Here is a 13071-nt window from a genome sequence, read left to right as displayed (position 1 = left end):
GCCACCGGTCGCCGCCGGACGGGACCGGGGGAGCAGCCCGCGAAGGCCCCCGTACGACCACGGAGGCAACCGGGCACACCGCACCGGCGCCCGCCCTGCGACCACGGGAGGTGACCGGCCTCCTCCTGCGGTCGTACCCCGGCCCCGCGCCGTCCGACGGTGGGCGCATGCGCCGCGTGCCCGCCGCCGCCTACCGTGGCAGGGCCGCGGCCGGCACCGGGCGCGGTACGCGGCCCCCGGACCAGGCCCCGACCAGGCCCGATCCCGCACCGGGCCCGGCCGCCCGCAACGCGCCCCGGCCGGGGCCGCCATGACGCCCACTTCGACGACGGGGACCTGTGATGACCGAGGCGGCCGCCGAACCCGGCCGGACCCACCGAGACCCGGCCCGGACGTGGACGCCGACGTGGGCCCGGGCCCGGGCACGGGCGTGGACACGGGACCCGGGCCCGCGGCGGTGGCGGGCCCGCCGGGCCAGGACCGCCACCCGACTGCCCCCCGTCCTGCGGGACGCCCTCCTGCCCGCCCTCCTGCTCCTCAACGCCGCCACCACCCGCGCCCCGCACGAACGGCCCGCCGCCACCGCCCTCACCGCCGCCCTCGCCCTGCCCCTGCTGTGGCGCCGCCGGGCCCCGCTCGCCGCGTTCGCCGCCGTGGCCGCCGCCGCCCTCCTCCAGTGGCTCGCGGACGCCCAACTCCCCGCCGACATCGCCCTGCTGGTGGCCCTCCACACGGTGGCCGCGCACACCGGCCGGCGCACGACACTCCTGGCCGCCGCCGTCACCCAGACCGGCGTCCTGCTGGCCTGCCTGCGCTGGGCCCCCGACGACGCCTTCCCCACCCTCCTCGTCGCACTCACCGCGATGACCGTGGCCGCCGCCGCCCTCGGCGTCAACGAGCGCACCACCCGCGCCTACCTCACCGCCGTCGAGGAACACGCCGCCCGCCTGGAAAACGAACAGGAACAGCAGGCCCGCCTGGCCGCCGCCGAGGAACGCACCCGCATCGCCCGCGAGATGCACGACATCGTCACCCACAACCTGTCCGTCATGGTCGCGCTCACCGACGCCGCCCGCTACGCCCAGCACCGCTCACCCGACAAGGCCACCGCCGCGATGCACCAGATCTCCGAAACCGGCCGCCAGGCCCTGACCGACATGCGCCGCACCCTGGGCATCCTGCGGGCCGACGAACCCGACGCCCACCGCCACCCCCTGCCCGGCATCGCCCAACTGGACGCCCTCGCCGACCAGATGCGCACCGCCGGACTCCCCACCCGCCTCGACGTCCACGGCGGCCACACCCACATCCCCGCCACCGCCCAACTCACCGTCCACCGCCTCGTCCAGGAAGCCCTCACCAACACCCTCAAGCACACCCCCGCCGGCACCCGCGCCACCGTCCGCGTCCGGTGCACCGCCGAGACCGTCACCGTGGACGTCACCGACGACGGCCCCCACCCACCACGACCCGCCCCCGCCCCGCCACCCGGCCACGGCACCCCGCCCGCCCCCACCGCACCACCCGGCCACGGCATCCCCGGCATGCGCGAACGCTGCGCCGCCTACGGAGGCACCCTGCACGCCGGCCCCCGACCCGACGGAGGCTGGCACGTCCACACCCGCCTGCACCTCACCGGCACCACGGCGGCCCCCGCATGACCATCCGCATCCTCATCGCCGACGACGAAGCACTGCTGCGCATGGCCTTCGGCACCGTCCTGGACGCCCAACCCGACATGGAACCCGTCGGCGAAGCCGCCGACGGCGCCCAGGCCGTCCACCTCACCCGACAACTGCGCCCCGACGTCGTCCTCATGGACGTCCGGATGCCCGGCACCGACGGCATCGAGGCCACCCGCCAGGTCGTCGAAGCCTGCCCGCACAGCAGGGTGCTGATCCTCACCACCTTCGACCTCGACGAGTACGCCTTCGCCGGCCTCAACGCCGGAGCCTCCGGCTTCCTGCTGAAGAACACCCGGCCCGAGGAACTCCTCACCGCGATCCGCGACGTCGCCGCGGGCGACGCCGCGGTCTCCCCGCGGATCACCCGCCGCCTGCTGGACGGCATCCGCCCGCACCTGCCCGCCGGCCGCCGCCCCGAACACGACGAACGGCTGCGCCGCCTCAGCGCCCGCGAACGCGAGGTGCTCGTCCAGGTGGGCCGCGGCCTGTCCAACACCGAGATCGCCGCCGCCCTGTACCTCGCGGAGGCCACCGTGAAGTCCCACCTGGGACGGATCCTGCACAAGCTCGAACTCCGCGACCGGATCCAGGCCGTGGTCTTCGCCTACGAGAGCCGCCTCGTCCGCCCGGCCTGACCGCACCAGCCGCGTCCACCGGCCGACCCCCCCCGGCACCGCAAGCCGCCGGCCGCCGCCGACGGCCACACCCGCACCGGCGAAGTCAACGTTTACTTCCCCGGACCGGCTCTGCATAGTGGTGGGCCGCAATCCGAAACACGAGGGGGCTCTTCCTTGTCGCAGATCCACGGCAACGCCGCACAGCAGGTCGAGCTGGAGCGGACCCGGGTGTCCGCCATCGCCGAGCTGTTCGACGAGCGGCTCGCCGGGGCGCGCGCGCAGCTGGGCCGGGTGCTCGCGTCGACGGCCGGCAGCGCGGGCGAGGTGTACGAGCGGGAGGTGGCGGCCGGACGGCTGGCGGGCGAGGTCCGCCGCCTGGAGGGCGCCGAAGGCGGACTCGTCTTCGGCCGCATCGACCTCACCGACGGCACCGTCCTGCGGATCGGACGGCTGGGCCTGCAACGCGACGAGGACGAGCTGCCGCTGCTGGTGGACTGGCGGGCCGAGGCGGCCCGGGCCTTCTACGAGGCGACACCGGTCCACCCGCTCGGCCTGCGCCGGCGCCGCCACCTGAGCCTGGCCGACCGCACCGTCGTCGCCGTCAGCGACGAACTGCTGGACGGCTCGGACCCGACCCCCGCAGACGTCGTCGGCGACGGCCCGCTGGCCGCCGCACTGCAGGAACGGCGCACCGGCCGGATGGGAACGGCCGTCGCCACGCTCCAGACCGAACAGGACGCGATCGTCCGCTCCCCGCACCGCGGGGTCACGGTCGTCCAGGGCGGCCCGGGCACCGGGAAGACGGTGGTGGCCCTGCACCGCGCCGCGTACGTGCTCTACGCGTTCCCCAAGGCCGCCGAACGCGGCGTGCTCGTCCTGGGCCCCAACACCCGCTTCCTGGACTACGTCTCCCAGGTGCTGCCCTCCCTCGGCGAGAACGACGTCGTCCTGGCGACCTGCGAGGAACTGGCCGGCGTCCGCCCGGGCGCCACGGACGCGTACGCCCCGGCACGCCTCAAGGGCGGCGCCGACCTCGCCGACGCCCTGGCCCGCTCGGTACGCGCCCGCCAGGCCCCCGACGGGGACTTCACCGTCCGGGTCGGACAGGAGTGGGTACGCCTGTCCGAACGGCAGGTCGCCGAAGCCCGCGACGCGGCCCGCACCGGCGGCCTCGCCCACAACCGGGCCCGCCGCCTGTTCCTGGAACTGCTGGTGGACGCCCTGACCGGCGAACTCGCCCGCAGCACCGCCGAGACCCTGGAACGCCTCGACGCCGAAGTCGCCCAGCTCACCGGCATCGACCTCGACAAGATGGCCGCCCGGGACCTGCGCAACCTCGGCATCGACGACCGACCCTCCACCGGCGCCGACGAGTTCGACGCCGACACCGTCCGCACCGCCCTCCTGGACGACACCCACCTGGACCGCGCCGTCGAGGAGATCTGGCCGCACCTGACACCCGACACCGTCGTCGACGCCCTGCTGACCGACCCCGACGCCCTGGCCGCACACCTGCCCCACCTCACCGACGACCAGCGGACGTCACTGCTGCGCACCCCCGGCGCACCGTGGACCGGCGCCGACGTGCCGCTCCTCGACGAGGCGGCGAGCCTGGTCGACGGGCCGCCCCGGCAGACCTTCGGACACGTCGTCGTCGACGAGGCCCAGGAACTGACGGCCATGCAGTGGCGGATGATCGTACGCCGGTGCCCGGGACGCTCGATGACCCTGGTCGGCGACTTCGCGCAGGCGGGCCCGGCGGCCACCGCGCGGGACTGGAACGAGGCGCTCGCCCCCCACCTGGGCCACCGCTTCGACCTGCGGACCCTGACCGTCAGCTACCGCACCACCCGGGAGATCCTCGCCACCACCCGGGACCTGCTCCAGCGCATCGCCCCGGAACAGCCGGCCCTCCGCTCGATCCGCCGCGGCGACGAGCCGCGGACCGTCACGGCCGCCCCGCGGCGGCTCGCCGACGCCCTGCTGCGCGAACTGCGGGCCCAGGACGCCGCCCACCCCGGCGAACTGCTCGGCGTCGTCTGCGCGGACGACCGGGTGGCGGAACTGGCGGCCGCCGGCGTCGAGGCCCACGCCCGGCTGGTCCCGGCGTCCGAGGCGCGCGGCCTGGAGTTCGACGAGGCCCTCGTGGTCGACCCGCAGGGCATCGTCGCGGCCCGGCCCGCGGGCGAACGGGACCTGTACGTCGCCCTGACCCGCGCCACCAAACGGCTGTGCACCATCACCCTCGCGCAGCCCGCCTAGGACACCCCCGCGCGGGGCCTCCCGCCGGGTGCGCGGGAGGTCAACGCGTCGGGCGGACCATCACCGTCAGCCGCGGCGAGTGCGCCGAGGCCGCCTGGGCGTTGAACGCCCGGTAGCCCCACCCCTCGTACAGGCGCAGCACCTTCCCGTCCCCGGCGAGCGGATTCACCATCAGCACCACCCGCTCCTCACCCCGCCCGGCCAGCAGCGCGTCGTGGACCCGGCGGGCGGTGCCGGTGCCCCGCCAGGCCGGGCGCACACCGATCTCCCTCAGCGCCAGGACCGGGGCACGGGGGCCGTCCTCGGACAGCGGCTCCGCCATGCGCTTCCAGTACGGGTCACGGGCCTCGACGGTGTTGCCGTACGCGTAGCCCACCGCCCGCCCGCCGTCGTAGCCCAGGACCAGCTCGAAACCCGGGCCGGCCGCGTGCAGGCCCAGGCGCTCGGTGAACGCGGCCAGACCGTAGTTCGCCAGGTGCAGCAGCGGCGCCCGCACCTCGGCGTACACGTCCAGCAGGTCCCGCCGCACGACCGGGGACAGGGCGGTGTGGTGGCGCAGTTCGACGCTCACGCGGCGGCCTCCCGGGTGGACGGGTTCGTTCGCCATCGGGTCCTCACGCCCTGACCCAGGGCATCTCCGCCGACCCGGGCTCCATCAGGAACGAGCCGGGCCGGGGCCGGGAACACCGGGGTCGGGCCCGGCTGCTCCCAGCGGTGCTCCTCGCCCTCGATCCGGTCGCGCAGGTCGAGGTCGGAGGTGGTGCGCCAGGCCGCCAGGCCGCTCGGCCCGTCCCGGTGGAGCGGCTTGTCCTGCGGCGTGTACACGCCCCACTCGCCGTTCAGGTTCGCGCCGCCGTACAGGTCGACGAACGCCCGGTAGTCCGAGGGCAGTTGGACCCCCAGCTCGGCGGGCGCCCGCTCCCACGGGACCCGCGCCGGGGTGTACACCGGCTCTCCCATGATCGCCCGCAGTCGGTCCCACGCCTCGCTCATCGCCCGCCCCCTCGCCGGCCGTCGGCCCCGTCGACACCGCACTCTAGGCGAGGGCCCCGACAGCCCGCGGACCCCGGCCCCGGCCTACCGCTTCAGCGCCCGGTAGCGCTTGTGCAGGGCGGTCAGCGCCTGGGGGTCGGCCCTGCCGTTGAGTTCGGTGACGAGGTCGTCGGGGCAGAGCTCGTCGTGGTCGCCCCAGGCGTCGGGCGCGTCGAGGGACTTCGCGTGCTTGGCCGCATCGACGGAACCGGGTCCGTGGAGGGTGAGTTCGAAGTCCTGGCGCGCCTTGGCGTCCGGAGCGAACGGCAGGCGGATCCGCCCGTCCGCGACCAGACGGCGCACCTCGGCCCGGCTCAGGCCGAGACCGAGCCGGAGCAGCCGTTCCACCCGGACCGGCGCGGGCAGCTCGAAGCGCACCCGCACCGGGAGCGGGTTCGGGTCGTCGAGCGCGTACAGCGGCATCCGGGTCTCCAGTTCCCACGTCCCGGTCCAGTCGAGCCGGTACCGGTTCTTCGCCGCGAGCGACGTGCTCGTCACCAACTCCTTTACCGCTGCCGGGTCGTTGGTCTCGTAGGCCACCAGTCGGGCCGGCTCCAGCGTCGAGACGTGGACGCGTTCGTGGACGGGCACCTTGGAGGTCCGGTCGCAGGTCGCGCAGCTCAACAGCAGCCAGACGTCGAGCAGTTTGCCGCTCGCGTTGACGCGGATCTTCCCCGAGGCGCGGTGCCGCGTGCCGGGACAGTCCGGGCAGGGCCGGACGATGGTGGGCAGGGCGGACTGACGCACGGCCCACAGGGCCTTGCGGTCGGTATTCATGTGTGTGGGGTGCTTTCAGGACTCAGCGGGAGGGCATGCCGAACTCACTCGGCGGCTCCCGCTCTCTGACGGATGCTCACGAGGGGCGCGCCCCATCGCCCCGGGGCCGGTCGTCAGGCTCCGAGGTCGATCGCGCGACAGGTACGTACGACGTGGCAGTCATCAAAAGTCCATGCGGGCGATCATGATCGCGACGGCGGTCCGCGGCAACCGAATTTCCCCGTGCCCTCGGCGGCCGAACCGGCCGCGGGCCCGGCCCGGATGCGGCCCGGATGCGGTCCGGCCCGGATGCGGTCGGGGCCCGCGGGCCCCGGGGCGGGACTCAGGGGCGGTCCCCTCCCTGAGGGGGAGAGGCCCGTCGTCCCCAGGGAGGTCCGGGAGCGGATCCGGCCTGGACCGTGGGTGGACGACCCGCCGCCCGTCCGGCTGTCACAGTGTCAGTCGTCGTCATTCGCGGGGGAGTTGCACGCGCCCTTCGGCATGGGTGCGGGAAGGTGGACGGGCATGGCGGAACACAGGGGCGGAACGGGTCCGGCCGCGCGCCTGGTGGCGCTCGCGCTGGCGGGCGCGGGCCTGGTGGGGGTGACGGCCCCGGCGGCCGGTGCCCTCGGCGCGGCGGGGCCGGCCGCGGCGGTGACGGTGACCGCCGCCCAGGACCCGGCGCGGGACGCCGCCGGCCGGGGGCCGCACAGGGGCGTCGACCCCGGGGCCCTGGACGCCGCGGTGCGGGCCGTCGTCGACTCCGGCGCCTCGGCCTCGCTCGCCCGGGTCGGCGGGTACGGCCGCACCCTGTGGAAGGGCGCCGCCGGCACCGCCGACGACGCGACCGGTGCTCCCGCCTCGGCGACTGGCCGGTTCCGGATCGGCAGCGTGACCAAGACCTTCGTGTCCACCGTCGTCCTCCAACTGGTCGCCGAGGGACGGCTGGGCCTGGACGACCCGGTGGAACGGCTGCTGCCGGGCGCGGTGCCGAACGGCGCGGACATCACCCTGCGCCGGCTGCTCGACCACACCAGCGGGCTGTTCGACTTCACCGAGGACCACGCCTTCGACCCCACCGCGCCCGGTGCCCTCGAACGGTGGCTGGAGTCCGGCCGCTACACCCGCTGGACACCGCAGCAGCTCATCGCCCTCGCCAACGGCCACCCGCCGTACTTCCCGCCCGGCCAGGGCTACCACTACTCCAACACCGACTACGTCCTGGCCGGACGGATCATCCGGCGGACCACCGGCCGCACCTGGCAGCAGGAGGTCGAGCGCCGCATCATCCGCCCGCTGGGCCTGACCGGCACCTCCATGCCCGACCACGAGACGGTCATCCCCGGCCCGCACGCCCACGGCTACTTCGACCTGCCCACCGGCCGCGTGGACGTCACCGACCTGGACCCGAGCATGGCGGGCGCGGCCGGCGCCGGGATCTCCACCACCGCCGACCTCGACACCTTCATCACCGCCCTGCTCGGCGGACGGCTGCTGCCCCGCCCGCAGCTCGCCGAGATGATGACGGCCACCCCGCAGAGCCAGGGCCGGTACGGCCTCGGGCTGGAACGGACCACCACCGACTGCGGTGAACTGTGGGGCCACACCGGTGGCATCCCCGGCTTCAGCACCTTCCTGTACACCAGCCCCGACCTGCGCCGCCAGATCGCCGTCTCGATGAACAACAGCGGCCTGTCGACCCCGCTGCCCACCCGGAAGGCCTTCGAGAAGCTGCTGGACGCCGCGACCTGCACCGCCTGACCCGCAGGCCCCCGCGATGGCCGCAGGGCCGCGCCGACAGGGCCTCCTGGACGGCTCTTCGGCGTAGACGCCCTTCGAGCTGCCAGGAGGCCCTGCCTTCCATGCGCGGCGACGACCGCCCTCACCCGACCGGGACTCCCGTGGAAAGGACGCCGCCCGGCACCGCGCGTGTGCGGCGGGCCGGCAGGCGGGTCGCCGACGAGCCGGCGCGTGTGCCGGTGCCGTGCGCCGGCTCAGCGGGTGAAGGCGGCGGTGACCCCGATGGAGTCGGCGCCGGTGGCGGCCTGGTTCCAGGAGCTCCAGCGGCCGGTGTTGTAGTCGCCGTCGATCTCCTGGAGGCGGTTGTTGCCGTCGACGGCGAAGATGTGGTTCACGTTGTCGGCGGCGGCGCTGGCGATGCGCTTGAGGCCGGATCCGGGCATCTTGGTCCAGCCGTTCCACTGGCCCCGGTCGAAGTCGCCGTCGGTGTTCGACCAGCTGCCGTCCGGTGCGATGGCGCTGAGGTGCACGATGTTGCCGGAGGCGGACGCCGCGACGTCCTGCGCGGTGAACGCGTTCGACCCGGCCGCCGCCCAGGAGCCCCAGCTGCCGGCGCAGTAGTCGCCGTCGAGCTCGTTGACCCGGTTGTTGGCGTCGATGGCGAAGATGTGGTTGACGTTGGTGGACGTCGAGGCGCTGGCGACCCGCTTGAAGTTGCCGCCGTGGTCCGTCCAGCCGTTCCACCGGCCGGCCTCGTAGTCGCCGTCGGAGTTGTACAGGTGTCCGTCGGCGCCGATCACCACCAGGTGGACGGTGTGGTTGAACGAGGAGGCGGTGATGGAGACGGCCGGGGAGGGCAGTGCCCCGATGCTCGGCTGGAACCAGCCCGACCACTGCCCGCGGCCGTAGTCGCCGTCCTTCTCGTACACCCGACCGTCACGGCCGATCGCGAAGATCCGGTTCACCGAGAATGTCGCGGCGCTCGTCACCTCCTTGATCCCCGAGGCGTCCAGGCTGCTCCATCCGCTCCACGAGCCCGCGGTGAAGTCGCCCTCGTTGTTGCGCAGGCTGCCGTCCGGTGCCAGGTTCACCAGGCGGACCGTGTTGGCCGGCCGTGGGGGCTGCGCGGCGCGGCCGGTGTACCAGCGGGCGTTGTACGCCTGGTCGAGCGGCGCCAGGAAGTTCCGGCCCATCACGGCGTAGCCGGCGTCGTTCGGGTGCAGTCCGTCCGACATCTGCGCGGGCTCGGTGGCCGTGCCCTGGCCGGCCGGAACCAGCGCCGGAGCGGCGACGTACCTGAAGTGCCTGCCCGCCTGCTGCTCGGTGGCCTCCAGTCGCTGGAGGGCGGCGTTGTAGTCCGGGATGTTCCTCGCCATGTCCGGCATGGGGCTGTTCATGCCGGACATGGTGGGAACCAGTCCCTGCATGATGACGGTGACGCCGGGCTGGTCCGCGAAGATCCGGTTCACCAGCCGTTCCGCCTTGGCGGCGGTGTCCGATCCGCCGGCGTACTGGTTGAGGTCGTTGGCGCCGATGTGCAGCAGCACGACATCCGGGTGGGTGGCCGCCAGCCATCCGTCGATGTTGTCGCTGATCTGGTCGACCGTGTATCCCGGGTGGCCCTCGTTCGCCGGGTCGGCCATCACGCCGTTCTGCTGCGAGCCGACGTAGTCGATGGCGAAGCGCCCTTCGGCGGTGACCAGGTTCTGCAGGGGCCCCCGGTAGCCGTTGCCGGTGCAGCTGTTCCGGCCGTAGGTGATCGAGTCGCCCAACGGCAGGACCCGGACCGTCGGCGGGGCTGTGGTCGGGCTGGTGGCCGAGGCGCTCGCGGGGGCGGGGGCCGCGGCGAATCCCGCCGCGGCCAGCACAACGGTGGCCGCGGCGAGGGCGGTGGGACGGGTCATGGCATTCTCCGGATCTGGCACCCCAAAGGTGGGTGGTGCGGGCCGTACGCGGGACGCGGACGGCGGACGGCGGACGGCGGACGGCGGCCCGGCACGGACACACCGCGCCCGGCGGCCCGGCACGAGGCTCGGGCGCGCCGGACGCGGTGGGAGCGGCGGTCACGGCATCGCCGTACGTGGGCTCTTCGGTCAGTGGGTGAAGGCGGCGGCGACGCCGATGGAGTCGGCGCCGGTGGCGGCCTGGTTCCAGGAGCTCCAGCGGCCGGCGTTGTAGTCGCCGTCGATCTCCTGGAGGCGGTTGTTGCCGTCGACGGCGAAGATGTGGTTCACGTTGTTGGCGGCGGCGCTGGCGATGCGCTTGAGGCCGGATCCGGGCATCTTGGTCCAGCCGTTCCACTGGCCCCGGTTGAAGTCGCCGTCGGTGTTCGACCAGGTGCCGTCCGGTGCGATGGCGCTGAGGTGCACGATGTTGCCGGAGGCGGACGCCGCGACGTCCTGCGCGGTGAACGCGTTCGACCCGGCCGCCGCCCAGGAGCCCCAGCTGCCGGCCGCGTAGTCGCCGTCGAGCTCGTTGACCCGGTTGTTGCCGTCGATGGCGAAGATGTGGTTGACGTTGGTGGACGTCGAGGCGCTGGCGACCCGCTTGAAGTTGCCGCCGTGGTCCGTCCACCCGTTCCACCGGCCGGCCGTGAAGTCACCGTCGGAGTTGTAGAGATGACCGTTCGCGCCCACGACGACCAGGTGCACCGTGTTGCCGAACGACGACGCGCTGATCGCCACCGCGGAGGTCGGCAGGTTCCCCGTCGCCGGGTGGAACCAGCCCGACCACTGACCGCTCCCGTAGTCGCCGTCCTTCTCGTAGATCTGGCCGTCGTCGGTGATCACGAAGATCCGGTTCACGGAACCGGTGGCCGCGCTGGTCACCTCCCTGACCCCGTAGGCGCCCATGTCGCTCCACGAACTCCACTTGCCGGCTGAGAAGTCACCCTCGGCGTTCTGCAGCCGGCCGTCCGGCCGCAGGTCCACCAACCGCACCGTGTTCGGCACGGAGGGGGGCGACCCGACAGAACCCTCCAGGAAACGGAACTGCTTGGAGTCCCCGGTCCACCCCGGCATGCAGGCGGACTGGCCGCCGGAGATCGCCTGCACGTAGCAACCCCTGCCGGTGTTGTAGAGGCTGGTGTAGTCGCCCCTGAGCGACGCGTACTTCCACCCCTGGTCGGTGTAGTTCCACCCGATGTCACCTTCGGGCTTGCACCCCGTGGTGTACACGTCGCCGTAGTTGCCCACGGTCAGACAGAGGCTGTACGTACCGGCGCCCACCAGGGAGAGCATGTTCGTGATGTTGGCCCAGTGCTGCGTGGACTTGGTCCCGCAAGGAGCTTCGTAGACGGGGTGGATGGCGGACGGCGTGTCGACCGTCCCGGTCAGGCACAGGCCGGTCGCCTTGTTCTGGATCTGGTACCCGCCCACGGCCGCCGACGCCGGAGTGCCGGCGGCGACGACGGTGCCGACGACCAGGGCGATGGCGCCGACGAACGCGGGGAGCCTCGTTGTCTTCTGCATGAGTCCTCTCGGGGATGACGGGCGAACGGCCCGTCCGTGGACACGAATTCGGTCGTGTCGGTGAATGCCCCGCCAGGGGGGGCGTTGATAGGTGCAGTGCGGACCTGCGGACCCGCGGACCTGCGGACCCGCGGACCTGCGGACCTGCGGGGCGTGGGGGAGTCTGTGGCGAGGATATGTGCTGTGCACAGCGATGTCGTTCACATGTGTGGACGCGTGTGGCGGTGTCTGTCTATCCGTCATAACCGCTGTGGTGACGCCGGGGTGGGCACGAGTACGGGAACCATCGTGAGCCGGGTGGGGCCGGCTGTACCGGGGAAAGCGGCGGGGCCGTGGACTTACATCCTCACCCCCACCCCCACCCCTCCGCTTTCACCTCGCCAACCGCCCCCGTCACGTTCCGTATGCTCCACCCGGCGAGCGGCCAAGCGCCACCGCTGAGAGGGGTGGCCCCACCACCCGGCAGCGGGACGGCGCCCGGACCTCGCCGAACCCGCCGCTGCCCGGAGCACCCGGCGGACTCCGGCTGCGCTGCCCGAGGCCCCGGTGCGGCACCATCGGCTGCCCCGAGCCGTGCTGCCGCCGAACGGGTGACGGAAACGGCCGCGGGACCGGCCGAGAAGTGAATTCCCTTGCTGATCAAGCCTGTTCGAGCACTTTCTTTGAGTATCCGTACTCAGGCGACGCGCCCGGGCCCGGTGTCACGCTGCCATGACGGCGGCCATCCGGCCGTCCGACGGACACGGAAGTGGGGACGAAGTGAAGTTGCTGAGGACTCTTGGCGGCGCCGCGCTGGCGCTCGCTCTGGGGCTGGGGACGGTCGGCACCGCCGACGCGGCCGCGCCCCGGCCCGACCGGACCGCCGGCACGTCGACCTCGGAGACCACCGCGGCGGACGACGCGGCGGCCCGCGCGTACTGGACGCCCGAGCGGATGGCGGCCACCGTCGCCGAGGAGGCGAAGGCCGCCGGCGGCGAGGCGGCGGACCGGGCCGAGGTCGACGCCGCGGCCGCCCGCTTCGCGGTCAACGGGTCGGTGGACCGGACGGTGGGGCGGGTCTTCTACTTCAACACGGTCGAGCAGGTGAACAAGAGCTGCACGGCCAGCGCCCTCAACAGCCCCTCGAAGATGATGGTGATCACGGCGGCGCACTGCGTCGCGGGCAAGGGCAGCCGGATGAACGGCGGGGAAGCGAAGTGGTTCAAGGTCGACTGGATCTACGTGCCCGCGTACAACGGCAACGACCCGTACCCGTACGGGATGTTCACCTGGAAGCAGGCCCGGGTGTTCAACAACTGGCTGGACGAGAAGGACGCCCCCGAGTGGGACGTCGCGATGGTCACCCTCAACCCCAACGCCAACGGGCAGAAGGTGGTCGACGCCACCGGCGGGAACGGCCTGGTGGTGAACCGGCGTGAGGAGACCTTCGTCACCGCCGTCGGGTACCCGGCGAACATCGACTACGCCGCCCACCAGGTGAGCTGCGCGGGGACCCTGGAGCGGCTGATC

At 73.4% G+C, this 13071-nt stretch carries 9 protein-coding genes and 1 pseudogene; 5 read left to right on the top strand and 5 right to left on the bottom strand.

Annotation, left to right across the window (positions count from 1 at the left end):
• Nucleotides 1-341 precede the first annotated feature (341 nt).
• From ACWD4P_RS22225 to ACWD4P_RS22215, 3 genes are all read left to right on the top strand, one after another.
• Nucleotides 342-1661 carry a sensor histidine kinase gene (locus tag ACWD4P_RS22225; RefSeq protein ID WP_449780743.1) on the top strand — a complete coding sequence of 440 codons (1320 nt, stop codon included), beginning with the start codon at nt 342-344 and terminating at the stop codon, nt 1659-1661.
• Nucleotides 1658-2320 (top strand): response regulator, encoded by a 663-nt coding sequence (locus tag ACWD4P_RS22220; RefSeq protein WP_449780742.1) that lies wholly within the window; start codon nt 1658-1660, stop codon nt 2318-2320. The genes ACWD4P_RS22225 and ACWD4P_RS22220 overlap by 4 nt, the downstream gene beginning before the upstream one ends.
• Before the next feature lie 156 nt (nt 2321-2476).
• Entirely contained in the window at nt 2477-4564 is a 2088-nt protein-coding gene (locus ACWD4P_RS22215; RefSeq protein WP_449780741.1) for a HelD family protein, read from the top strand.
• Between the two features lie 40 nt (nt 4565-4604).
• Here the strand turns inward: ACWD4P_RS22215 and ACWD4P_RS22210 are convergent, their stop codons facing one another.
• The 3 genes and pseudogenes from ACWD4P_RS22210 to ACWD4P_RS22200 all read right to left on the bottom strand — a co-directional run.
• Nucleotides 4605-5171, bottom strand: a complete 567-nt coding sequence (locus ACWD4P_RS22210; protein WP_449780740.1) for a GNAT family N-acetyltransferase — start codon at nt 5169-5171, stop codon at nt 4605-4607.
• Nucleotides 5132-5557, bottom strand: a complete 426-nt coding sequence (locus ACWD4P_RS22205) for a hypothetical protein (RefSeq protein WP_449780739.1) — start codon at nt 5555-5557, stop codon at nt 5132-5134. Before ACWD4P_RS22205 ends, ACWD4P_RS22210 begins: the two co-directional genes overlap by 40 nt.
• A 318-nt stretch (nt 5558-5875) precedes the next feature.
• Nucleotides 5876-6373, bottom strand: a pseudogene (locus tag ACWD4P_RS22200) (DUF1062 domain-containing protein); the annotation flags it as partial.
• 504 nt (nt 6374-6877) lie between these two features.
• Between ACWD4P_RS22200 and ACWD4P_RS22195 the strand changes: the two are divergent.
• Nucleotides 6878-8113: a serine hydrolase domain-containing protein gene (locus tag ACWD4P_RS22195; RefSeq protein WP_449780738.1), complete on the top strand. Its 1236-nt coding sequence runs from the start codon at nt 6878-6880 to the stop codon at nt 8111-8113.
• Nucleotides 8114-8346: 233 nt separating this feature from the next.
• Here ACWD4P_RS22195 and ACWD4P_RS22190 read toward each other — a convergent pair whose 3' ends face one another.
• Both ACWD4P_RS22190 and ACWD4P_RS22185 read right to left on the bottom strand, forming a co-directional pair.
• Entirely contained in the window at nt 8347-9996 is a 1650-nt protein-coding gene (locus ACWD4P_RS22190) for a GDSL-type esterase/lipase family protein (RefSeq protein ID WP_449780737.1), read from the bottom strand.
• Between the two features lie 189 nt (nt 9997-10185).
• Nucleotides 10186-11562: a hypothetical protein gene (locus ACWD4P_RS22185; RefSeq protein WP_449780736.1), complete on the bottom strand. Its 1377-nt coding sequence runs from the start codon at nt 11560-11562 to the stop codon at nt 10186-10188.
• A 759-nt stretch (nt 11563-12321) separates the two neighbouring features.
• On the opposite strand from ACWD4P_RS22185, the gene ACWD4P_RS22180 reads away from it, so the two are divergent.
• Nucleotides 12322-13071: trypsin-like serine peptidase (locus ACWD4P_RS22180; RefSeq protein ID WP_449780735.1), on the top strand; the 750-nt coding region annotated here is incomplete at its 3' end.

The sequence above is a fragment of the Kitasatospora sp. NPDC002543 genome, from assembly GCF_053594915.1.
Note: the sequence above shows the minus strand (reverse complement) of the source record. Positions and strands in the feature narration are given on the sequence as shown.